The sequence below is a fragment of the Chitinophaga sp. CCNWYY40 genome (genome assembly GCF_037483205.1).
Classification (GTDB): domain Bacteria; phylum Bacteroidota; class Bacteroidia; order Chitinophagales; family Chitinophagaceae; genus Chitinophaga; species Chitinophaga ginsengisegetis.
This window is the reverse complement of record NZ_JBBHLF010000001.1, coordinates 1,420,575-1,444,970: the sequence shown is the minus strand read 5'-3', so window position 1 is coordinate 1,444,970 and position 24,396 is coordinate 1,420,575. Positions and strand designations below refer to the sequence as shown.

The window sequence follows — 24,396 nt, the reverse complement described above, 5'->3', positions numbered from 1 at the left end:
CTCATGTGCCCCGCCAGGCAGAGTAGCTGTATTAAAATTTCTCCCTACTATGGTAAATGCTACCTAAAATTGTAAATTAGCTCCCATTGACACGAAATCCCCGATTTCCCTAACACCTGTTTTTTGAATCGACCTGAGAGCACAAATTTCCAGTTAGTTAATATGATGCAATTAATCCGCCAGTTAAACCAGGTACCCGAGCCCCTTATTACAGCAGCAGGTATTGTCTACAAAAACAGCGACAATGCCATTGTCCGTATAGATAACAGTTTTTCAGTTACCGAAAGCGCGCCAGATGCGGAGCCTTTTGTGCTGGCAGGAATGGTCAATGGACAGGTGATCGTCCGGACCAGGGACAGGATCATTGCCTGCGATTTAGATAGCAACCATAGATCGCAATACCCATTTGAGTACACAGGCAGCCTGCAGATCAAACTGATGTATGATGATAACATGATCATCCGCAATAAAACGGCTGCCGGCTGGAAACTAAGCAAATATAATTTCCGGACCGCAAGCGTTATTTGGGAAGCTGATGGCGCCAATACCCACCTTTTTACCAGGAATGCTGATCTGCTAATCGCCACGCATACTGAGAAAAAAGAAGCCCTCACCTGTTTCAGGGAAACAAACGGAGACCTACTCTGGGAAGTAAGTATAAATGAACTGGGCCTATCTGCAGGTAGCTATGAGATCACCGGCCCCCCGCAGTTTGCAGGAGGTCGTATATACGTGGGGGTTACCGGCGGGCATACAGACTATTTACTTTGCCTGGATGCCGGCACTGGTCAGTTATGCTGGCAGGTGAAAGACGCAGGCATGAAATTCCAGGCCGCGGATAAGTCCATTCTATGTTTTGCGAATACGGAAATATGGCAGATCGATGCTGTGGATGGCAAACGCCTTTCCAGCGCAGATATTTCATCCCACATTAGGTTAGCAGGAATTGATCCTTATGCCAACGTAATATTTGAGGATAATAAAATGTACCTCGCTGGTATCCTGGACACCATTATCAGCCAGTGGAATATACAAACCGGGCAGCTGTTATGGCATTACCGGATACACGATACCAGTAAAACAGGCCGCAGGGGTGTTATGATCCCCGCAGCCGAAGATGCATTTTATGTATTTGGTAACCGCATGTATGTGCTGGATTCAGAACAGACCCTATATGTATTTGAAAAGGATAAACATTTATAGGTTCGATCAGAGCCGCCAGGTAGCATTTACGATGAAGGTGGCCAATAAAATTTCCGGCAGGTACCAGGGGCTTCGGTAGAAGTAATGGTACAAACCGTGAAAATCATATCGAATTGCATTCCTACACATGTTATTTTTATCCAATCTTTCACAATATCACGTCACAATAGTAAATTGTGACCGTTTGTATTCCGTGGCAGAAAGCAGGAGAAACACCCTTTGGGAACATCTTATTATCTGAAATCTATTTTAGCATATGTTGACTGCTGACGAGAAGAAGATTTTTAGTGATTATAAAAGAGCGTTTGAAACCTATCGAAAGGATAACAAGGTCATTGAACTTGATACGAACTTTGGAAAGAAGCTGGACTACTTTTACTTCAGGCTGGAAGACTCCCTTCCTGAATACGGCTACACAATCCCACCCTATAGGGTGTCTAATGTGATTATCATTTTTACGACACAGGGAAAGGGGGAAAGAGTAGTTGGGAAAATAAAAGCGCCTATGAACAAAAACTCGCTTGTTATCATCCCCAGCCAAACTATTCAAACAGGACAGCATAGCGAGGATACGAAAGGTTTTTTGCTTGGTTTCAATCTCAACTTCTTTTTACAGGAACATTTTCCGCGCCATCACCTGTTCAAATTCGAATTGTTCCGAAATGACCTGAAACCTTATACACAGGTAACTATAGGACAGGCAAAAACACTGAAGGCTATTTTTGATGCACTGCTTGAAGAACGCAACCAAAAATGGGTGAACAAAAATGAAATGATAGCACTCAAGATCCTGGAGCTGATTTTGATTTGTGAACGCCTGTTTAAATACCATGAAAAACTCAATAGAAAATCATTGTCCCCTACCTATGTTCAATATATTGACCTGATCCAGCAGCATTATAAAGAACAGCATTCCACTTCGTATTATGCAAAGCTGCTGCACATTCATCCCAATGTGCTCAATTCGATTTGCAAACGGCATTTGGATCAATCGGCGAAGCAAACCATTGATGCGAAGCTCATTCGGGAAGCAGAGGATTTACTGTTCCATACCAACCTTACAGTAAAAGAGATAGCTTATGAACTCGGCTTTGCATCAGCGTCGCATTTTTTCCGCTTCTTTAAACGCCACACGGGCAGTTCCCCCCAGGTCCTCCGGCAAAAACATTTGAATGTGTCATAAGTTTATGTAAATCGGATACTTCTTTCGGGGAGGTAAACCCGAGTTTTGCGTATAGGGTATTGAAATACAAAACCAGTGTATGCAAAAGAAGCCCTTATTAGCAAATGAAAATCGCGCCCGATAGTGGAAAAAACCTCCTCGCAAATAGCTTCGTTAGTTTCAAAGAAATCAGCAACGAGGCGGAGCTCACTGCGCCAAAGGAGAATTATTTTACGTTGCTGTTTGTAGAAAAAGCTACGGGTGTACTCACGATTGAATTAAAGGATTACCAGGTAGGGCCACGACAGGTCCATATACTTATCCCCGGGAAACCATATCACTGGAAACTGGACGCGCCTGTCAAAGGCTACCGGCTAACGATTAGCAAAGACATGCTGCAGATGTTTCCTCCTTTCTTTCAATTTATCTTTTCCCAATATGACCAGCCGCCGGTACTTGACCTGGATATGCTGACTTTTAAAAAGGTCCTGGTGGAATGCCTGGCTATCAAAGAAGAGCTTAGCGCGGCCAATATTTCTTTGGAGTTGGTGAATGCCCGCTGCCTGTTAATTACACTCATCATTTCGTTATGGAAATCCGGTGAGTGTGGAGATATGCTCATGGGAAGCGCCTATTCTATCGCACACGCTTTTAAAACATTGGTAGACGAAAATTTCAGGAAACACAAGACAGTATCTTTCTATGCAGCCAGATTGTGCATCACACCCAATTATCTCGGCATCATTTGCCGCAAAAGCTTCAATAAATCAGCACTCGAAATCATCCAGGAACGGGTGTTACACGAAGCCAAACAATTACTGCACAGCACAAGGAAATCGATCAAGGAAATCGCCTTTGATATAGGCTTTCCCAAGCTGACCTATTTTTCCTATTTTTTTAAGTCAAAAACGAGCCTTACGCCAGTAGCATACAGGAAACTATTTGAACAGTCTGTTAAATTAAGCGTAGAAAAATGATTGAAACGCGGGCGTATTTTCTCCCTGCTATTCATGAATAATATTCCATACACTATTCACGGTTTACGACATCAATTTACACACACTTACAGCGGAAAAAATAAAAATTTATAACGTATTTTCGTTACAATGCAATTAAGATGTTGTTCACCTGCAAATGCAACACCATATGAACGGGAATGAACTGAATACAGCTTCCGTTAAACATAGACGGATTACAAGAGTGAATGGGGTTTATGACCGTTTCACCTGTGCCCATGCGGTGGCGGTGGAGGCCCCCTGGAGATAAGGATCACCTGACGATGTCGATGACACAGTTACCCGAACCCCGGCTTTAATTGCTAACGTAAAAAAAGAGCAAGATGGAAAAAGATAAACCTGATAATATACCTGCCGACCAGCCCGCGAACAAGAAACCTTCTGCGGAAAACCCCTACCAGTTGTTGGGCCTCAAACTCACTAAAGTGGAAAAATGGGCAGCGGGTGTGCCGGCAGTGATGGCTGCCATGAAGGACTTGCTGGAAGAAAAAACGTTTTTCCGGGGCAACAAGGCACTATTGCATATGAATCAGTTTGAGGGGTTTGACTGTTCCAGCTGCGCCTGGCCTGACCCGGATGACGAGCGTTCACCGATTGGAGAATATTGTGAAAACGGCGCTAAAGCGCTCGCAGAGGAGGCCACTACCAAAAAGGTCACAGCAGCTTTTTTCAAGGCCAATGCAGTTTACGACCTCGCTAAGCTGGATGATTATAAGATCGGCAAAATGGGCAGGCTCACGGAGCCTATGTACCTTCCCAAAGGTGGCACGCATTACCAGCCTATCAGTTGGGATAATGCGTTTAGAAAGATTGCAGCGCACCTGAACCAGCTTGCTTCTCCTGATGAAGCGGCATTTTATACATCCGGCAGAACGAGCAATGAAGCATCTTTCGTCTACCAGCTTTTCGCCAAGGTATATGGGACGAATAATATGCCTGACTGCTCCAACATGTGCCATGAAACGTCCGGTTCTGCCCTTCGCCCTACGATAGGCATCGGCAAGGGCACCGTCAAACTGGAAGATTTTTATCTCTCAGAGATCATCATTATTATCGGGCAGAACCCTGGTACTAATGCACCGAGGATGATGAGTGCACTCGAAAAAGCCAAAAAGAACGGCGCCAAAATTATTGCCATTAACCCTTTGCCCGAAGCTGGCCTGATGGGCTTTCATAATCCCCAGGAAATCAGCGGCATTATCGGCAATGGCGTTAAGCTGGCAGACCTTTACCTGCCGGTAAAGATAAACGGCGATATGGCCCTGTTAAAAGCGATTGAGCTCCTGCTGTTTGAGTTTGAAAAAACGTCCCGGGGCCAGGTGTTCAACTGGCCTTTCATTGCCGAAAAAACAACAGGATATGATGCCTTCATCAAACAGTTCGAACAATATGACCTGGATGAACTCGCCCGGCAGGCCGGGGTTGCCAAAGCAGATATCTACGAAGCGGCCCAAATGATGGCTTCAAAACAACGTATTATCGTCTGCTGGGGCATGGGACTTACCCAACAGCACAATGGAGTGGATATGATCAAAGAGATCCTCAACCTGCTCCTGCTCAAAGGTAGTATCGGTAGTCCAGGCGCCGGCGTTTGCCCGGTCCGCGGGCACAGCAATGTACAAGGTAACCGGACAATGCTGATTGATGAGAAACCAACCGATGAGCAGCTGGACCGCCTGCAGCAATTCTTTGGTTTTAACCCACCCCGCAAACACGGCTATGATGTTGTCCGTGCCATCAAAGCGATGCAGGAACAGCGCCTGAAAGTACTGTTCTGTATGGGCGGTAATTTTCTATCCGCCACGCCCGATACGACCTATACGGCGGAAGCCATGCGCAAATTGGCCCTCACAGTTTATGTATCCACGAAACTAAACCGCAGCCACCTGGTACATGGTCAGGAGTCAATTATATTACCAACGCTTTCGCGCAGCGATATAGACATGATTAATGGGGTACACCAGTTCGTCAGTACAGAGAACTCCATGGGGGTGGTTGAAAAGTCAAAAGGCATCTTAAAACCGGTGTCGGAGCACCTGATTAACGAAATGCAGATCGTTTGCCGGATGGCGATGGCCACCTTCGGGCCTAAGTCCGTCATTAACTGGCAACGCTATCACGACAGCTACGACGCCGTAAGGGATGATATTGAAAAATGTATTCCCGGTTTTGACAAATACAACGAAAGAGTGCAACAGAAAGGTGGTTTTTACCTGCCCAATGCGGCACGTGATGGTATATTTAAAACCGAAGAGTTTGGCGACCGCGCCCCATTTACGCTAACCACTGTCCCTGATAATACCCTTGGACCGGATGAGTACCTGATGGCAACTACGCGCACCCATGACCAGTTTAATACAACCATCTATGGCCTGGATGACCGCTACCGGGGCATTAAAAATGAACGCCGGGTGATCTTTATGAACGCGGACGATATTGAAAAAGCCGGTTTTAAAGCAGGCGATAAAGTAGACCTCTTCAACTATGACGATGGCATCGAGCGTATCGCACCATTATTCATCATCGTTTCCTACCAAATCCCTAAACGTAATACGGTTACCTATTTTCCGGAAACAAATGTCCTGGTATCGATAAATAACGTCGTTAAGGAAAGCAATATGCCGGCCTCGAAATATGTAAAGATTCAAATTAGAAAACACGATCCTGCTATCTACAACCGGGTAAATCAATTGTAAAACATGGCAACGGTCAGCAATATTTCAAAGGAAATAATTATTTGAACGACGAGAAATTTATTTTTCATAGCCGAAGCTCCTCCATTTTAGTGCCATTTTTTGGCGGGCGGCTTTCACTCCTAACCTTTGGGTCTGGCAGAGATAACACTCAAAAGAAACAAATTTTTGCCTGATGTACTTCCAATGCCAGGTTTCTGTTCAACAGATCATCAACAACCTGTTCTGTCCTGACTTTTCCTTTGGTGCACGGTGAATACAAGGAAGAACCTGACTTTGAGGATGATCAACCGCCAACCTCCATAGATGACCAATACCTAAACTTATTGAACGCGCATTAGGTTTAGCCTGATAGTGCAGGTCAAAGAAATGGTCACTTAAGAATGATTCAAAACCTTCATCTGCTCCATGATATAGTTTTCTTAGCTCATCACGTATTTCCGGAATAAGTACTTTCTTTTGGCCTTGTGAATTTGGCAATATTTCACTGGACTCACCATAGTAGGTGCATAAAAAGGTATCAGTTGGTATAGGAGAGCGATCCGCATGAAAAGAATAAACATCGGTTGGAAAAAACGGGTAGGTATCATCCCGGTCATAATGGTTGATCACATTAAGGATTGGCGATGCGCCATGAGTTTTCAATATCTCCAGATCATTTAAAAGAATTTCACGGGCAAGTTGCCCCTGTTCACTCAACTGAAGTGCACAAAGTTCCTCTTGCTCAATTTCCGTTATATTTCCGCTTAACGCTACCTTCTTAACAATCTCAGAAAAATCACCTGTTAGTTGACGAGTCCAGCAAATCGCATTAATTTCTCCATTAAATGGCGTAGAAACAAGGTCTTGAAAATTCGAGACGCGGTGAATGTGTTTCTCGGCAGGAGATGAATCTATCATATAAAATCATTTGACAACGAAGTACGGCTATTTTCGTTTATAATTAAAACTTCTCCATAGCCGTCAGATCTTTCATAAACGGGCTTCTCAGGTTCGTTTGAATACATGCAAATTGTCTGATTCATCCGTAACAAACAGCCGATCATTATAAAGTTTCAGGTCACTTATCCATCCAGCTTCAGTAACTACTGGTTGTTTCCATTCTATTTTGGCAGTATCGATGTTAAAGGCATAGAGGCTTTTCCCGTAGCCTGAAGCGATATACAGGTGATTGTCCTGTTTGGCCAGGAAATAATAATCAGCCGTCCGGAAACCTTGCTCCGTGAGCTCGGCGGTACCGGATACTTTTACCGGCGCATCTCCTTTATAGAAAGCGATCCCCTGCTGATCCTTGTAACAGATGATCAGCTCATCTTTATGAAGCACGGTATATTTTACATTTTTAATGATGTCTGCCACTCTAAACATGCGCTGGCGAATTAGGAAAATATAATCAGAACAGATGTCATCCCTGCCGGTGAATGCCATCATGTTAAATCGCTTTGAAAAGAATGAAGTATGTACATCCAATCCAGAGCTTATAGATTGCACAGGCAATCATATACAGATACACCCACAGTCCCAGCCTCGTCCGCAACAATCTTAACGCTCCTTTCACATGGCTCCTTACCGACTGCTCACTCAGTTCCAGTCTTTCCGCTATCTCCTTATGCGACAGGTTTGCCTTCCGGCTCAATTCAAATACCTGCCGCATTTTGGGCGGTAATAACTGTATTTCTTTTTCTATGATCATAGCCAGCTGGCGTTCCCGGGCCAGGTGATCAGTAGCGGCTTCTGTTTTGCTGCCGGTATGCCGTAAGGATAACAGGAACTTATCTTCCACATATTTATGAGCAAGAATATTCAATACCCTGTTCCTTACAGATGTATAGAGGTAGTTGGAGAAATTGGAAGCAGGTGTGAGACTTTCCCGGTGTATCCAGAGATATGAGAACAGCTCTTGCAAAAGATCTTTAGCTTCATCCTTATCTCTTAACTGCCGATAGGCATGTAAATAAAGCACGCCAAAATAACGTTCGTATATTTCGGCGAAAGCATGTTTGTTGCCGGACTTGATCAAACTAACCAGCTCGAGATCGTTCATGCAATCGTATTCTGCCATGATTAAACTCATCCCGCGGGAAATAAAAGGTTTAGCTATTTTAAGACTACATCATAAGTGTCAAACCGGCGCCCGGTTTGTTAACGTAATACCATTGTAATTATAATACTTACCCCGCTAAAATAATTTTATTTTTTTTACCCCCCTCCCTCTATTGTTTCCTGTCTATATATAGAACGATACGGAAAATATATGCAAGCACCGGAAATCAAGGAATTACTGGAGAAATATAAAAAAGGCGCCATTACGGAGGAAGAACTGGCCTTACTGGAAACCTGGTATCTCCAAAGACTTCCGGAGCCCCTGGATGTTTCTGCTGAAGAACTGGGAAGGCTTAAAAACGAAGTATGGCAATCTTTGCACCTGCAGGATGCAACACCTGCTCACGGGCGCCGGTGGAAATTACTCGCCGCAGCTGCTTCGTTGCTCCTGCTCGTGGGGAGCGCCCTGTATTTCCTGGGCATTGCACCGGGTAAAAAGCCCCGTGTCACAGAAATGCCCGCCTCCGGGAGCCTGGTTGATGAATTTAAGCCTGGCGGTAACCGGGCTACGCTGACGTTGTCCAACGGACAGCAAATCGTATTGAAGGAAGCGCAAAACGGGAAACTGGCGGAAGACGCCTCAGTGGCTATTAACAAAACAGCAGATGGGGAGCTGGTATATGACCATCCAAAACAGCTGCCGGCTGTGGCGCCGGTGCTGAATATCTTATCCACGCCCAGGGGCGGGCAATACCATCTTACGTTATCTGACGGAACACAGGTATGGCTCAATGCCGCGTCCTCCATCTCTTACCCCGTTTCCTTCAATGGAAAGGAACGGACCGTAACGGTAAACGGTGAAGCCTATTTTGAAGTGGCCAGGCGGGATGATCTGCCGTTTAAAGTACGTACCGGCAAACAAACGATTATCGTATTGGGCACTCATTTCAATGTGAAAGCTTACGCCGATGATCCTGATATCAGCACTACCCTGCTGACCGGCAGTGTGAAGGTGACCAATACCACATCCGGCGCTGCCGGTGTGCTGAAGCCCGGCCAGCAGGCCAGGATCATAAATACCAGCGGGCTGCTGGATATTCAGTCCGTACATGCAGAGAACGCCATTTCATGGAAGAATGGTTATTTCCTGTTTGATAACCAGGATATAAAAAGCATTATGAAGATAATAAGCAGGTGGTATGACGTAGATATCGAATACAGTGGACCACCGGGCAATGAAAGATTTGGGGGTACTTTTTCACGTTCATCCAATATGCAGGAAATACTTACTAACCTGGAGCGGATCGGCCACGTACATTTTAAACTCTTTCCCGGGAAAGTGACCGTAACAACACAGGTCCAGTAAACCTGGAATATTTACAAACCAATAAAAAGAACCGCTATTGAAAAAACAGAACTAACACATTTCCACGTTGGATCACCGGAAAAACCAGGAACGTCGGAAGCGTCCCTGGCTATTTTGCCAGGTATCCTGATTAACGCTGTATCATAACATTAACGTAAACCTGACAACCAAATGTATAAAAAATTTACTGAATTATTATTCAGGAGGCATTCTTATGTCCAGTTCAATTTCCACTTAAAAATGAAGCTCACCGCCATTTTAATAGTTGTAGCCGTCATCCAGTTAAAGGCGGAAACCTTTGCACAGAAAATCTCTGTTAAGGTCAGCAATGCCAGTCTCACAGAAGTAATTGCCCAACTCAAAAAGCAAACGGACTATGATTTTCTTTATAACAACGAGGTGATAAAAAATGTAAAACCTGTTACCCTGAACATAAAGAATGCAGACCTGAAAGAAGTGCTGGACAAGTGTTTCCACGATCAGCCGGTCAGCTATTCCATTTCAAATAAAACAGTATTGATCATGGCCCGGCCTGTTCATCTGCCAGGGAATAATAACAGTGATTACAAAGAACAAAAGCAAAGAATAACCGGCACCGTTACAGATGAAACCAACGGTGAGCCGCTAATAGGCGCATCTGTAGCGGTGGAGGGAACTACCATAGGCGCCAGTACAGACGAAAAAGGTTTCTTTTCCCTGGACGCGCCTGGCCCCGATGCCGTACTGGTTATTTCTTATGTAGGTTTCCAGACACAAAAGATACCTGCAGGCGGGCGAACAACATTGCAGGTAAAGCTGGCCCGCTCAAATGCCAAACTGGATGAATTAGTGGTGGTTGGTTATGGAACCAGGACAAAAGGAGCTATCACAGGCGCTATCACCACTGTAAAATCTGATGTATTTGAAAGCAGGCCGCTAAACAACAGCTATGATGCATTACAGGGCACGATACCAGGACTCACCATCACGAAGGCAAGCGGTCAGCCTGGCAGCACCACTTACGGTTTCCAGGTAAGAGGCTATTCATCTGTAAACGGCAATGCCCCACTGGTGCTTATCGATGGCATCCCCGGAGACATCAATACGATCAATACCAATGATATTGCAGAAGTAACTGTTTTAAAAGATGCGGCGGCCGCCATTTATGGGGCAAGGGCTGCCAACGGGGTGATCATCGTAAGCACCAAACGTGGCAAAAAAGGCCCTCCTGCTATTACTTACACCGCCAATATCGGTTACAAAACGCCTACCTATCTGAGGAAGATGCAAAATACCATGGAGTTTGCAAAGTTCATGGATGAAGGCCTGCGCAATGTGGGTATCAACGGCTTTCCGCAGGAAGTGTTTGACAAAATTGCGGCCAATGCACCGCCGGACCCCACCGGCTGGAACTATGGTGTTACCAGCTATCCCGGCTTTTACGGGTATACAGACTGGAATAAAGTCATCTACAAAAATGCTACCCAACAACTGCACAATATCAATGTTTCCGGCGGCGGGGAAAATAACAGCTACCTCTTGTCGGCCGGTTACAACCGGGATAATGGCATCGTACGATTTGGAGAAAATAAATCGAACGGTTATAATCTCCGCCTCAATTATGACTTCCGCCTCAATAATCATTTTACTGTGGAAACCCGTTCCTATTTCGATAACCGGGCAGTAGTAACACCTACTTTACTGGGAAGCGCACTGACAAATGTAACAAGGCAGTTCCCTTACCAACCTGTTTATAACAAAGTAGGACAGTTCTACGGCTACCAGGGTTATGAAGGCCCCGCACAATACCTGGAAGAAGGCGGTACCCAATTAAGCAACATGTCCAGGTTTGGTGCAAATATTAAAATAGACTATACCATCATTCCAGGTCTTAAGCTCACCGGGCAAAGTGCAGTAAGGCTCGATTATGAGAATGGCAGTGCTACCAACCGTACCATTACCCGTCATAACTGGGAAGGAGAAGTGCAGGATGTGCGTAATACTCCTAACTCCGCCAATTACAACAATGATAAAGTATTGAATAAGCTTTACCAGGCATACCTGGATTATAATAAGAAGCTCTCGCGGGACCATAGCATTAACTTTACAGGCGGCGCCTCCCTGGAGCAAACCAGGCGGGAAGGCCAATCTACCAACGGTTATAACTTTATCAGTAACGACATCTTTACGTTGAACCTGGCAGATAAAACCAAGGCAGCCTATGCAAATTTTACCGGGTACCTGAACAACGAGGCGCTGGCCTCCTACTTCGGCAGGTTAAGCTATACCTTCAGGGAAAAACTGATCGTAGATTTTACAGCGCGGGCAGACGGAAGTTCTAAATTCTCACCGGATAAACGGTGGAGCGCCGTATTTCCTTCCGCAGCAATAGCCTACAACCTGTCTGAAGAAAAGTTCATCAAAAAAATCAATGTATTCGACCTGTTGAAACTGAGATTATCCTATGGTAAAATGGGTAACCAGGATATAGGAGAACTGGGACTATATGATTATATCCCGCTTATCTCCGTTGGCGGCAACTATCCCATAGGTTCTCCCAATGCGGGCCTGCCGGGTGCTAATGCCAACCCTGCATCATCTACCAGGACATGGGAAACAATAGAAACCCGCAACATCGGTATTGACGCAGCCATCTTGCAATCAAGGCTCTCTTTCTCCTTCGACTACTATAACAAGATCAACAACGACATGCTCGTAAAGGTAGCAGTGCCTGCATCATTTGGCGCCACGCCTCCTTCTACCAACCAGGGTAAACTGGATACCAAAGGCTTTGAAATGATGATCACCTGGAAAGACCAGGTAAATGATTTCAGGTACAGCGTGTCACTGCAGCTGAGCGATAGTAAGAATAAACTGGTGGAGCTGAAGAATACAGATAATTACGGCGAAGGGCTGAACCAGTACAGGCAAGGCTATCCCATTTACTCCTATTTTGGCTATGTGTATGATGGTATTATTAAAACCCAGAAACAGCTGGATGATTACAAAAAACTGGAAGGCGTTCCTTCCCGGATCTCACTTGGCGATGTAATGTATAAAGATGTGGATGGTGATGGAAAGCTGACCGCCTTCGGAGACAAAACCAAGGGCCTGGCCGGCGATATGATATATCTGGGCAATCTTACTCCCAGGTATACCTATTCCGCGAACCTGAGTGCAGGCTACAAAAATTTTGATGTGCAGGTTTTCCTCCAGGGCGTTGGCAAACGGGATGTGATCTATGAAGGCGCCATTAACCAGCCTAATACTTTCTTCTGGCCCACGCTGGAATATTATTATGGCAAAACCTGGTCGCCGGAAAGACCGGATGCAAAATACCCCAGGTACCTGCCTGGCAATTTAGGATACGACGATGTGAAGAACTATAACTACCGCGCCTCTGCCCTCACGCTCCAGAATGTAGCCTACCTCCGGTTTAAGGTAATCACACTCGGTTACACCATTCCTGAGAACATTACAAAAAGGGCCAGGATAAAATCGGCCCGCGTTTACTTCAGCGGGCAGGATCTCTTTACCTTCTCAAAAGGCACTTTGGGCGGGAATTTTGACCCGGAAGACGGATATCGTAATGAAGGAACCTATCCATTCAACAAGGTGTATTCACTGGGCTTAAATGTAAAATTTTAATTGAAGCGCATCATGAAATTTGAACTCTCTCATTATAGAACATACCTGTTGCTGTTCGCTGTTATTTGCTGCAGCTGCAACAAGAATCTTAACCTGGTATCACAGGACAGTATTACCGACGCCACTTTCTGGAAAACGGGCAATGACTTCAAACTGGCCGCCAACAATCTGTATAATGGCCTGGACAGGTTCGGTGAAGAAGATACCGAGTCCGATATTGCGTTCAATGTACCTAATTCCGTTAGCAACGGTAACCTGCAACCATCGGAAACATCGGACCAATGGAACAACAGCTACGGCTATATCAGGTCCGCCAATAATATTATTGAAAAAGGCGCAGGAACTACAGACGCGGAAATAAAAAGGTATGTGGCAGAAGCAAAATTTTTCAGGGCCTGGTACTATTGGAAATTGTTAAGAATCTATGGTGGCATTCCGCTTATTACCAGGGTACTGTCCACCGGCGATCCTGAATTATTTACACCGCGTGCTACCCGTATGGAAACAGCCGACATGATCTTAAAAGACCTGGACGAAGCCAAAGACGATTTGCCTTTGCAACCGGACCTCTCCGCTCCCGATATCGGCAGAATAAGCAAAGGTGCTGCGCTCGCCTTATCTGCCAGGGTAGCTCTTTTTGAAGGAACCTGGGAAAAGTTCCGCGGCGATGCAGGCGCTACCAAATACCTGGATAAAGCCATAGCCAGCTCCGGTGAAGTGATTAACGGCGGCGCCTACACGCTGTACACCGGCAGCGGCGCACAAAGCTATCGTTATCTTTTCCTGGAACCTGGCGATGATTCAAAAGAGTCAATACTGGACAGACGCTTTGCCCGCAACATACTGGGGCAGGATGCACCTTATATGTATGACCAGGACGGTTATAATCCATCGCGTAAGCTGGTGGACATGTACCTCGACAGGAACGGGCTGCCCATCACAGCGGCCGGCACCGTCTTTCATGGCTACAGCACATTCACTTCCGAATACCAGGACAGGGACCCAAGAATGACCATGACGATGATCATCCCCGGCACATTAACCAACCGGGTATTCTACCCTGTAACCAAGGTAGCCAACTGGCCGGATAAGCCCCAGCGTAACTTTAATACGGGATATATACTGTACAAGTATATGTCCGAAGACCCGGTAGCCAATAACTCCGGTCGTCTTGGGGATGCCAGCCTGTTTGATTTTGACCGTCACCTGATCCGCTATGCGGAAGTACTGCTGATCTACGCAGAGGCGGTATTTGAAAAGAACGGCGTTATCAGTGATAATGATCTCAACCTGTCTGTAAACAAGTTGCGGGACAGGGTGAATATGCCCCATCTGAGCAACGCTTTTGTTGCTGCTCATCAGCTGGACATGCGTATGGAACTCAGACGGGAACGCACCATAGAACTGGCCCTGGAAGGATTCCGGTATGATGATATCCGTCGATGGAAAACAGCGGAAACCGAATTACGCCAGGATATAAAAGGTATCAAAATCACCGGCACCGGTTGGGCCACCCGGGCGCCTTACAGCGATGCTTCCTACTTATCCAAAGTAGATGCAAATGGTTTCCTGATTGCAGAAAAAGACCGGAAATTCGACCCGGCCAAAGATTACTTACAGCCACTGCCAACAAAAGAAGTAGCCTTCTATACCACTAATGGAAAAACACTTGAACAAAATCCGGGTTGGTAGCCCCATAAACATGCGTAACTACTTTATAGCACATATGATCAGGATAAAAACAATAGCGGTGCTGCTGCTGGCAGGTATAGGTTTCACCAGCCTGTCTGAAACAGCCGCCGCCCAGGAACCGAAGATTGTCAACATCGTTAATTTCATCCGCCTGCTGGAGCCACGGGATCCACGTATCACGGAAGATGTACTTTACCAGACCGTGGTAAAACAGGTGAACATCATGCGGCAATATCATCTCACAGGAACATTCCTGTTGCAGTACGATGCCCTGATGGACCGTCGTTACCAGGAACTACTCAGGAGCTTGCCCAGGGATTCATTTGAGATAGGCGCCTGGTGGGAGCTTCCCCAACCGTTAATAGAAAAGGCCGGGCTGAAATGGAGAGGCCGTTATCCCTGGGACTGGCACGCAGATGTGGGCTTTAGCACCGGCTATACACCTGCTGAACGGGAAAAGATAGCAGATGCGTATATGCAAAGTTTTAAAAGCATATTTGGTTATTATCCCCGGTCCGTTGCCTCCTGGTTTATTGATGCACATACTTTACAATACCTGTATGATAAATACAGGATCGTTGCTTCTGCAAATTGTAAAGACCAGTATGGCACCGACGGCTATACATTATGGGGTGGCTACTGGAACCAGGCCTATTATCCAAGTAAGATCAATTCCTATATGCCGGCCCAGAATGCCGCCAGCCAGATCCCCGTGCCGGTTTTCAGAATGCTGGGAAGTGACCCTATCCGTCAGTATGACCAGGGTATCAATACACAAAGACAAGGCGTGATCACCCTGGAGCCAGTGTATCCGGAGGCAGGCGGCAGCGAAAGTTGGGTCAACTGGTTTTTCAACACTTTTACCAACGATCCCGCGCTGAACTTTAACTACACCCAGGCAGGACAGGAAAACTCTTTCACCTGGGATGCCATGGCCAAAGGCTTTGAGATACAGATGCCACTGATCGCCGGCCTTAGAGACAAAGGCAGGATCAGGCTGGAAACTATGGAACAATCCGGCCAATGGTTCAAAGCAAACTACAAGGTAACACCCCCTACCTCCTTCTCCGTTACGAAAGACCTGGAAGGAAGCAACCGTAAAACATTGTGGTACAACAGCCGCTTCTACAGGATGAATATATTATGGGAAGACGGCAGTTTCCGTATCCGGGATATACATCTCTTTAATGAAAATATTCCCGATATCTACACCACACAGGTAGCTACCTCCAATGAATGCACGTTCTTTACATTACCCGTTGTAGACGGGTATTTATGGAGTAAACCCGGACAGCTGGCCGGCTTACGGTTAAAGGCATTGGTTAACGGACAGGAAGTAATATTAAAAGGCGGAGATCCCTTATTCAAAAACCTGGATAAAGAAACGGTGCAGGTATCGTGGCCGCTCAGCCAGGGCGGAACTTTACAGGTGATACTTAAAGAGAAAACCGTTTCCATAAAACTAACAGGTAATCAATCACTCAGCTGGTACCTCGACCTGGAAACAGCACCAGGCGCAAAGCTGCCATTCACAAACATTGCACCGCAACAGATAGACGGCAGCTTTGATGCATTTAGTTACCATGTATCCGCGAGTAAAGGCAGCTTCTCAAAACCTTCCACCGGCGCGGTGCTCCGCCTGCAACCGGAAAAGAATGAGATACGGCTGAACCTTGCAGACATTAAGCACACTAGGTAAATTTCAGGCTATTTATGTTATGATAAAGAACCGCTGATCTTCTATCAGCGGGCCTATATCATGATACCTGTATGATCCCTCCTTTTTATGGCTATGCAAACCGCAAATATCAACCTGACAATGCCATTCCTCCTCGCGCTTGCTTTTAGGATCAAATCGACAAAAAACTGAACAAAATTTAAAAGGGATATTTTATTTCTTCGCACGGTCTCAGTGTATGGAGACCATCGTTCAAAGTGTTGGAAATAACCACTAAAACATAAATAAGTTCTACAAAAAAAACGTTATGAGTAAATTATTTTTATCGTTGCTGGCAATTATATCTTTTCAATTTTTGTTTGCCCAGCAGAACCTTCTGACCAAATTTCCAAAGGGATCTACGCCCGAAGAGGTGGGCAAACGACTGGCCTACCACTTCGTGGACGGCAGACATGAACTCTATGCAGGAAAGTACATTCACTATGCGGAAGTTTGTACCTGGAATGGCGCGTTGGACTATGCTGTAAAAACAAAAGACCAAAAGCTTATCAAACTTTTACAGGATAAATTTGAACCCTTCTTCTCCCGGGAAAAAGTATTACTGCCTCCCATGAATCATGTGGACTACAACATGTTTGGTAGCATTGCGCTGAAACTCTACCAGGTAACAAAAGACGAACGTTATAAGAAAATTGGACTAGCCTATGCCGATACGCAGTGGGAAGTGCCCAAGAACGCGAATCCGGATGAAAAAGCCTGGGCGGAGAAAGGCTATTCATGGCAAACCCGTTTGTGGATCGACGATATGTATATGATTACTGTGGTGCAAAACGAAGCCTACAAAGTAACCGGCGACCGCAAATACATCGATAGGGCAGCAAAAGAAATGGTACGCTACCTGGATGAACTGCAACGCCCGAACGGTCTTTTCTACCACGCTCCGGATGTTCCATACTATTGGGCAAGAGGCGCTGGCTGGATGGCAGTAGGTATGCCCGATCTGCTTCGTGAGCTGCCTAAAGATCACAAAGACCGCCCGCGTATTATGGAAGGTTATCTTACCATGATGAAAAGTCTGAAAGCACACCAAAGGCCCAGCGGAATGTGGAACCAGCTTATTGATGAAGCAGATTTCTGGCCGGAAACATCCGGCACAGCTATGTTCACCTACGCATTTATTACAGGCATTCAGCAAGGGTGGCTAGATGCGGCTGAGTATGCTCCGGCAGCACGGAAAGCATGGACGGCAATGGTTTCGTATATCGATGAACGTAATAATGTAACCGAAGTTTGTGTTGGTACAGGCAAAAAGAATGATAAACAATATTATCATGACCGCCCACGTAATGCGGGCGACCTTCACGGGCAAGCCCCCTATCTGTGGTGCGCAACTGCACTTTTAGGTAAATAACCGGGGAGTCTTATACCGCCATTGGTGCTGGTTACCAGCACCAATGGCTTAACCCGAAGATCTGTTTTCGTTTACCTCTGATTTACATATCTCCTTTACTTTGGAATGATTCGACAAAAAGTTGAATAAAACGTATCAAAAAAGAATTTTTACTTCGCATACGATATAAGCTGAAATTCAGCCTGGCAAAGGTTTTTTATGCAGTTTTCCGCTAAAGGGAAAAGGCGTGTCCACTTATGAATTGGCCAGGAAGCCGTAGATCAATCAATTCACAACTACAAGAAGAAAAAGATCTGCCCCTTCCTGGAAAATACTGTAGGTAAGACTTCCAAAAGTCGCGCCGATGAATATTCCATGTATCTCCAGGGATGAAAACTTTCAAAGAACTACATGCCTTAACGGCGTAAGCATATTAACCTAATACAGCTATTATAAATTTCACCGCGATAACGACTAACTGATCATTATGGAGAAAAATTATACAAAACCAAAGAAAAGCCAGGCCGCCTCTTCTTTGTGTAAGATGTTCCTATTGCCTGGATTATTCGGGGCCTTATTGTTTTTGCTGCTTCCCGTTTGTACCCATGCGCAAAATCAAACTGTAACAGGCAGCGTTACTGACTCCCTGGGTCATGGAATCGCTGATGTTACCGTTGCTGCAAAGGGAACAACAGTGATTGCCAAAACAGATGCATCGGGTCATTTTAGCATTCAGGCTGCCAGAGGAGTTCCTCTGAGAGCGTCACACGTAAGTTATATCAGCAGAGAGGTGATACCGGATGGAAAACCGCTGACTATTATACTGCAACAAGCAACCAACGACCTGAACAATGTAGTTGTTATTGGTTATGGTACCATGAAGAAAAAAGATCTTACCGGAGCAATAACTTCTATCCGTCCGAATAAGATTGCAGATGAAAATCCTAAAACAGTTCAGGACATCATACGTGGAACACCCGGTGTGAGTGTAGGTTTTGACCCTTCTGCAAAAGGAGGAGGCACCATACGCATCCGCGGCCAGCGTTCGGTTTATACGGATGGAGGGCATAATGATCCTTTGCTGATACTGGACGGTATGATTTTCTATGGAGAATTGTCTGAAATTAATCCCGATGATATTGAGCAGATTGATGTCCTTAAAGACGCATCAGCCGCTGCCATTTATGGCGCAAAATCAGCTAACGGGGTTCTTATCATCACCACAAAAAAAGGGAAAAAAGGGAAGCCGACTGTTAATCTGACAACCAACTTCGGGCTTTCAGATATGGCGGCAAACAGGAAGGTTTTTGGCCCCGAAGGTTATATGCAATACCGCCAGGACTGGTATATGGCTGCTACCTATGGCATCAATTCAGCAACAGGAGCTTATGAACCTTATATAGCAGAAACGGCAACAGCGGGTAAACTGGGATACTATGAAATGCCAACCGATGCAACACTGAAAAAATATGGTATCACCATTGACGAATGGCGGGCTTACTCAACGAATACAAGTAACGCAACTGATAACGAAATCCGGGCTAAACGGTTAGGTCTTCAATTTACAACGTTGGATAACTATCTGAAAGGTAAAACCTTTGATTGGTATGACCATAGTTTCCGTACCGGTTTTAACCAGGATTATAACCTCAGCGTATCCGGCGCCAGTGATAAAATAAACTATTATTTGTCTGCAGGTTATTTGTCGAACCAGGGAGTGGTTATGGGTGATAATTACAGGGCAGTGCGCTCCAACTTAAAAGTGGAAGGCAAAGTCACCGACTGGCTGGATATCAGCGCCAATGTCAATTTCCAGGACCGGTCCGACGGAAATATTGCGGTTAACTGGGGATCACAGATTATTAACAACAGTCCTTTCGCATCCTACAGAGACGAGGATGGAAACCTGGAAGTGCATCCTATGGGCGATGAAATGACCGCCAGCAAAGGATATAATTTTGATTTCAATAAACAGTATATGAAACTTGAAAGAGGCTATACTGTTCTGAATACCATTCTTTCTGCCAAAGTAACATTGCCTTTTAATATCAAGTACTCTTTTAATGTTTCTCCCAGGTATCAGTGGTATTATAACCGTTATTTTGAATCCTCGGAGCATCCGGACTGGTTGCCCATTAATCATGGTGTTGACCGGAACTGGGCAAAACGTTTTGACTGGTCTTTGAATAATACACTCAGCTGGGAAAAAACTTTTGCTCAAAAGCATAAGGTAAATGTAACCCTGGTTCAGGAAGCAGAAGAAAGGCGCTATTGGAGTGATGCTATTAATGCACGTAATATATTGCCAAGTGATGCCTTGGGATTTCATGAAACTTCTACCGGCGATCCGCTTAACAGCAGTTTTAACACGGACGATTCTCATGAAACTGCTGATGGTATACTTGCGCGTGTGTTCTATTCGTATGATGACCGTTATATGTTAACAGCCTCTGTGCGCCGTGACGGCTATTCTGCCTTCGGCACTTCGAATCCGCGGGCTACCTTCTTCTCTACAGCTTTGGCCTGGACCTTTAGTAATGAAAAATTCTTTAAATGGGATGTATTGAGCAATGGTAAATTGCGTTTGTCTTATGGACAAAACGGAAACAGGTCGCTTGCCAATCCTTATATAGCATTGGCCAATCTGGCTAATGGCGCCACCACGCAGGGATACGTAGATGCCAGCGGTAATTATATCCAGTATTACTATTTAAGAATTGACCGTATGGCAAATCCCAATCTGCAATGGGAAAAAACTACCGCATATAATATTGGACTGGATCTCGCCTTCTTAAATAACCGGATCTCCGGTACGCTCGATTATTATTACATGCCCACAACTAATATGATCATGAGCCAATCGTTGCCCGATTTTTCAGGATTTACCAGTATCACTACCAATTTAGGGGAAGTATTGAACAAGGGTTTTGAAATTTCAGTCAACACACAAAATATAAGAACACCCAACTTTAGCTGGAATACCACAGTAGGTTTCTCGAAATATAAAAACACGATTAAACATCTTTATTACCGGTACGAAGATGTGTTAGATGCCAATGGCAATGTGGTGACCTCAAAAGAATCTGATGATATATCCAACGGATGGTTTATCGGGCAACCAGCCAGCGCCATCTGGAACTACCGCGTAACGGGAATATGGCAGGTGAACGAGGCCACAGAAGCTGCCAAATACGGCCAACGGCCCGGGGACCCTAAAGTAGCCAATAATTACACGGCAGACGATATTAAAAACGCAGATGGAAGTACAACGGCAGTTTATAATAACAACGATAAAGAATTCCTCGGCCAGACTACCCCACCAACTATGTGGTCATTGCGAAATGATTTCACCTATAAAAACTTCAATTTCTCCTTTAATATCTATTCTTATTGGGGCAATAAAAGCTTAAGCACCTCCTACCTGAACCAGGATAACAGTGTTTCGTCGGTTACGTACAATGCCAATACATATGAAAAAAAATACTGGACGCCTGATAACCCGAGTGATTTCTTTGGGCGGCTGGATGCGAGAGGTCCTTCCGGAGTTGCAGCCCCGAACAGGGTATTCGACCGTTCTTTTATCAGGCTTGACAATGCAACAATTGGTTATACAATGCCGCGCAAACTTATTTCACGGGCAGGGATTGAAAACCTGAAACTATATGTTACCGTTCGCAATGTGGCTGTATGGAAAAAGGATAAAAACTGGAACTACTGGGACATAGAAACGGGTGACATGGCGCCGAGAATTTATACACTTGGATTAAACGTGACATTATAAACTTACAGGTGGTTAAGATCAGATAAAAAATTTACAAATGAAAAATAACTATATAATAAAAATTTCCTTAGTGGTAATTGTATCAGCCACGATGGCCGCTTGTAGCAAGAAATATCTTAAGCCGGATCCTTTATCTTTTTATGAGCCCGAAACTACATTCTCCACCAGGTCGGGGCTCGATGCTGCAATAGGAATGTGTGACAAACATCTGCGAAGCTACTGGAGTTACATTACAACAAGGGATATTTCGGTACCCATTAACACCGAGTATATGTTGTCAGACATGGCGGTATCCGGTAAAACAGACGATGGAAACATCTTCGCAGATGTGGCTTCACGCCTCACTCCAACAGACGGCATGTACACAAATGATGTAAACATGCTGAGCTTCTTCTGGGGAGAAACTTATAATGGCATCAAATATGCCAATACAATTACTTCGTTTATTGATAAAGTTCCCGGCCTGGATGAAGCCACAAAACGTGAATATATCGGCAGGGCCTACTTTCACAGATCATTTCGTTACCTCGCCCTGTGCTTTCAGTTTAACAATGTTCCTTTGATCACCCAAATCCCTTCTACTCCAAAGCAAAACTATAAGAGCACCAGTCGTGAAGCTATTTTAGCAATGATCACCAAAAATATGGAAGATGCGGTGCAATGGGTGCCTGATCAGTCAAGCATGTCTTACATAGGAATGATTAATAAAGGCGCCTGCCGGCAGTTGCTGATCAAATGCTACCTGGCCACCGGTCAATGGGACAAGGCCATTGCGCAAGCCGATTCTTTAATCAATAATTCAGGTTATTCATTAATGACATCTACATTTGGCACGTTTGAAAGCCCGCTGGAAGGCACCTGGCATATTACGCGTAACGTGATATGGGACCTGCACCGCCCGGTGAATAAATGTATCATGACAAATAAAGAAGCCATTCTCGCAATGCCCAACCGCGATAATACGGATGCCGCAATAAAAATGCGTACAATGCGGAATTGGGGGCCGATGTGGAATATTTCTACATTAGTTTCTCCTGGCGGAAAATTTATGCAATGCTACGCTTCATCAAGCAATTCTTACCGGGCTAACCTCGATTATAACTCGGCTTTGGGTCGCGGTATTGCCATGATCAGCCCTACCTATTTTGCGCAGCATGACCTTTGGAATGTAAACGGGATTAATGATGCCGGGGATCTGCGACACAACAGTAGCGTAGGCAATTGGGCAAGAATGGATTCCATGAAATATAATGATCCTTCAGATGCGTTGTATTTCGGTAAAAACCTTCGACTTTATAATGGTACCAAACTTTTGTGCAGCGATACGATACGCAACTGGTTCGATTGGCCGCATTACAAAGTTTTTGTAAATGATCCGGATCATATTGGCAACGCTGCAAGTAATAACAACAGAGGAGGCGCTGCCGACTGGTACTGCTACCGTCTTGCAGAAACCTATCTGCTTCGTGCCGAAGCCGAATTCTACAAAGGGAATATAGGCGCAGCGGTGGCAGACGTTAATATTGTAAGACAACGGGCTAAATGCCAGCAGCTATACACTACCATTACTATTGGTGACATTGCCAACGAACGTGCCCGTGAATTATGGATGGAAGAATGGCGGCACATGGAGCTAAGCCGTATGTCGTATAGCCTGGCTTTAAGTGGTAAACCAGATGAATGGGGAAATACCTATAACGTGAATACCCTTTCAGACAACAATTATTGGTACCAACGCATACAGCATTACAGCAATTACTACAACAAAAACAAAGTAACTGTAAAGGGCAGATCTTATACCATAGCACCACATAATATCTATTGGCCAATTCCTCAATCAGCGATCGATGCAAACCTGTACGGAAAACTGCGCCAAAACCCTGGTTATAACGGTTATGGCCAGAATGTGGAGATGTGGACGAAATGGGAAGATGCGGTTAATGACGAAACCAAAAATTAAAAAGAGAGAGTAAGCTTTGCTTACTCTCTTGGCAATGAATCAAAGTATTCGTTGGGCGACATTTTAAAATACTTCTGAAAGTTGCGGCTGAAAAGGCTTTGCGAGCTATAACCTATCATCTTTGAAATTTCGTAAAATGAAAATTCATTCCTGGCAATTAAATTAGCGGCTGTTTTAAGGCGCGTGATATCAATTAGCTCTTTTGGGGATAGCGAGGATAAGGATTTGATTTTGCGATATAGTGTAGTGCGGCTCATGAACATGTGTCCGGCAAGCATATCAATATCAATATTGGAGTCTTTAATATTTGCCCTGATATATTCATCCAGTTTTTTTAGAAAGGCTTCATCAGTTTTTGAATGCGCCATTACCCTTACATCCTCAAAAGGCGAACTGGCAAAGTGGTCCTTTATTTTACGGCGGTTTTTAAGCAGGTTGGCAATCTGTACCTGCAGCAATTCTGATGAGAATGGCTTTTGTATGTAGGCGTCTGCTCCTACCTCCAGTCCTTCGATGTGAGCCTTGTACGTGTTTTTAGACGTTAATAAAATGATGGGGATATGGCAGTATTCAACATTGGATTTAATTAGCCGGCACAGCTCAAATCCGTCAATTCCCGGCATCATAATATCTGATATGATGAGATGAATAATTTCTTTATCTAAAATGGTTTGTGCAATTTCTCCATTGGTGGCAAGATGCAGCCGGTAGGCATCTCCCAAAACAACAGATAAAAAATCCAGGATATCTTCATTATCGTCAATAATAAGAATACTTTCGGTCAT

Annotated in this window: 15 protein-coding genes; 11 read left to right on the top strand and 4 right to left on the bottom strand. The window is 44.9% G+C overall.

Going from position 1 to position 24,396, the window contains the following annotated elements:
• The first annotated feature begins 162 nt into the window (after window positions 1-162).
• The 4 genes from V7S65_RS05740 (at window position 163) to V7S65_RS05725 (ending at window position 6,077) form a co-directional block, all read left to right on the top strand.
• Window positions 163-1,203, top strand: a complete 1,041-nt coding sequence (locus tag V7S65_RS05740; RefSeq protein WP_336385890.1) for an outer membrane protein assembly factor BamB family protein — start codon at window positions 163-165, stop codon at window positions 1,201-1,203.
• A gap of 256 nt (window positions 1,204-1,459) precedes the next feature.
• On the top strand, window positions 1,460-2,386 hold the full coding sequence (locus V7S65_RS05735; protein ID WP_336385891.1) for a helix-turn-helix domain-containing protein: 927 nt from the start codon (window positions 1,460-1,462) through the stop codon (window positions 2,384-2,386).
• A 104-nt stretch (window positions 2,387-2,490) separates the two neighbouring features.
• Complete coding sequence (locus V7S65_RS05730) at window positions 2,491-3,342, top strand: helix-turn-helix domain-containing protein (protein ID WP_336385892.1); 852 nt, start codon at window positions 2,491-2,493, stop codon at window positions 3,340-3,342.
• Window positions 3,343-3,704: 362 nt separating this feature from the next.
• Window positions 3,705-6,077, top strand: coding sequence for an FdhF/YdeP family oxidoreductase (locus V7S65_RS05725; protein WP_336385893.1), 2,373 nt, complete (start codon window positions 3,705-3,707; stop codon window positions 6,075-6,077).
• A gap of 198 nt (window positions 6,078-6,275) precedes the next feature.
• Here V7S65_RS05725 and V7S65_RS05720 read toward each other — a convergent pair whose 3' ends face one another.
• The 3 genes from V7S65_RS05720 to V7S65_RS05710 all read right to left on the bottom strand — a co-directional run bounded on the left by V7S65_RS05720 (window position 6,276) and on the right by V7S65_RS05710 (window position 8,148).
• Window positions 6,276-6,974: a hypothetical protein gene (locus V7S65_RS05720; protein ID WP_336385894.1), complete on the bottom strand. Its 699-nt coding sequence runs from the start codon at window positions 6,972-6,974 to the stop codon at window positions 6,276-6,278.
• 87 nt (window positions 6,975-7,061) lie between these two features.
• The gene (locus tag V7S65_RS05715; protein ID WP_336385895.1) at window positions 7,062-7,442 is read right to left on the bottom strand and encodes a hypothetical protein; all 381 of its coding nucleotides are present in this window, start codon (window positions 7,440-7,442) and stop codon (window positions 7,062-7,064) included.
• Between the two features lie 64 nt (window positions 7,443-7,506).
• A complete protein-coding gene (locus tag V7S65_RS05710) occupies window positions 7,507-8,148 on the bottom strand; it encodes an RNA polymerase sigma factor (RefSeq protein WP_336385896.1) in 642 nt (213 codons plus the stop codon).
• A gap of 180 nt (window positions 8,149-8,328) precedes the next feature.
• On the opposite strand from V7S65_RS05710, the gene V7S65_RS05705 reads away from it, so the two are divergent.
• From V7S65_RS05705 to V7S65_RS05675, 7 genes are all read left to right on the top strand, one after another.
• Window positions 8,329-9,483, top strand: a complete 1,155-nt coding sequence (locus V7S65_RS05705) for a FecR family protein (protein WP_336385897.1) — start codon at window positions 8,329-8,331, stop codon at window positions 9,481-9,483.
• Window positions 9,484-9,723: 240 nt separating this feature from the next.
• Window positions 9,724-13,110, top strand: a complete 3,387-nt coding sequence (locus V7S65_RS05700; protein WP_336385898.1) for a TonB-dependent receptor — start codon at window positions 9,724-9,726, stop codon at window positions 13,108-13,110.
• A gap of 12 nt (window positions 13,111-13,122) precedes the next feature.
• Complete coding sequence (locus V7S65_RS05695) at window positions 13,123-14,802, top strand: RagB/SusD family nutrient uptake outer membrane protein (protein ID WP_336385899.1); 1,680 nt, start codon at window positions 13,123-13,125, stop codon at window positions 14,800-14,802.
• Between the two features lie 10 nt (window positions 14,803-14,812).
• A complete protein-coding gene (locus V7S65_RS05690; RefSeq protein ID WP_336385900.1) occupies window positions 14,813-16,501 on the top strand; it encodes a hypothetical protein in 1,689 nt (562 codons plus the stop codon).
• A gap of 286 nt (window positions 16,502-16,787) precedes the next feature.
• Window positions 16,788-17,891, top strand: coding sequence for a glycoside hydrolase family 88/105 protein (locus V7S65_RS05685; protein WP_336385901.1), 1,104 nt, complete (start codon window positions 16,788-16,790; stop codon window positions 17,889-17,891).
• Between the two features lie 466 nt (window positions 17,892-18,357).
• Window positions 18,358-21,651: a SusC/RagA family TonB-linked outer membrane protein gene (locus V7S65_RS05680; RefSeq protein WP_336385902.1), complete on the top strand. Its 3,294-nt coding sequence runs from the start codon at window positions 18,358-18,360 to the stop codon at window positions 21,649-21,651.
• Window positions 21,652-21,688: 37 nt separating this feature from the next.
• Window positions 21,689-23,611 carry a RagB/SusD family nutrient uptake outer membrane protein gene (locus V7S65_RS05675; protein WP_336385903.1) on the top strand — a complete coding sequence of 641 codons (1,923 nt, stop codon included), beginning with the start codon at window positions 21,689-21,691 and terminating at the stop codon, window positions 23,609-23,611.
• Between the two features lie 20 nt (window positions 23,612-23,631).
• Here V7S65_RS05675 and V7S65_RS05670 read toward each other — a convergent pair whose 3' ends face one another.
• The gene (locus V7S65_RS05670; RefSeq protein WP_336385904.1) at window positions 23,632-24,396 is read right to left on the bottom strand and encodes a response regulator transcription factor; all 765 of its coding nucleotides are present in this window, start codon (window positions 24,394-24,396) and stop codon (window positions 23,632-23,634) included.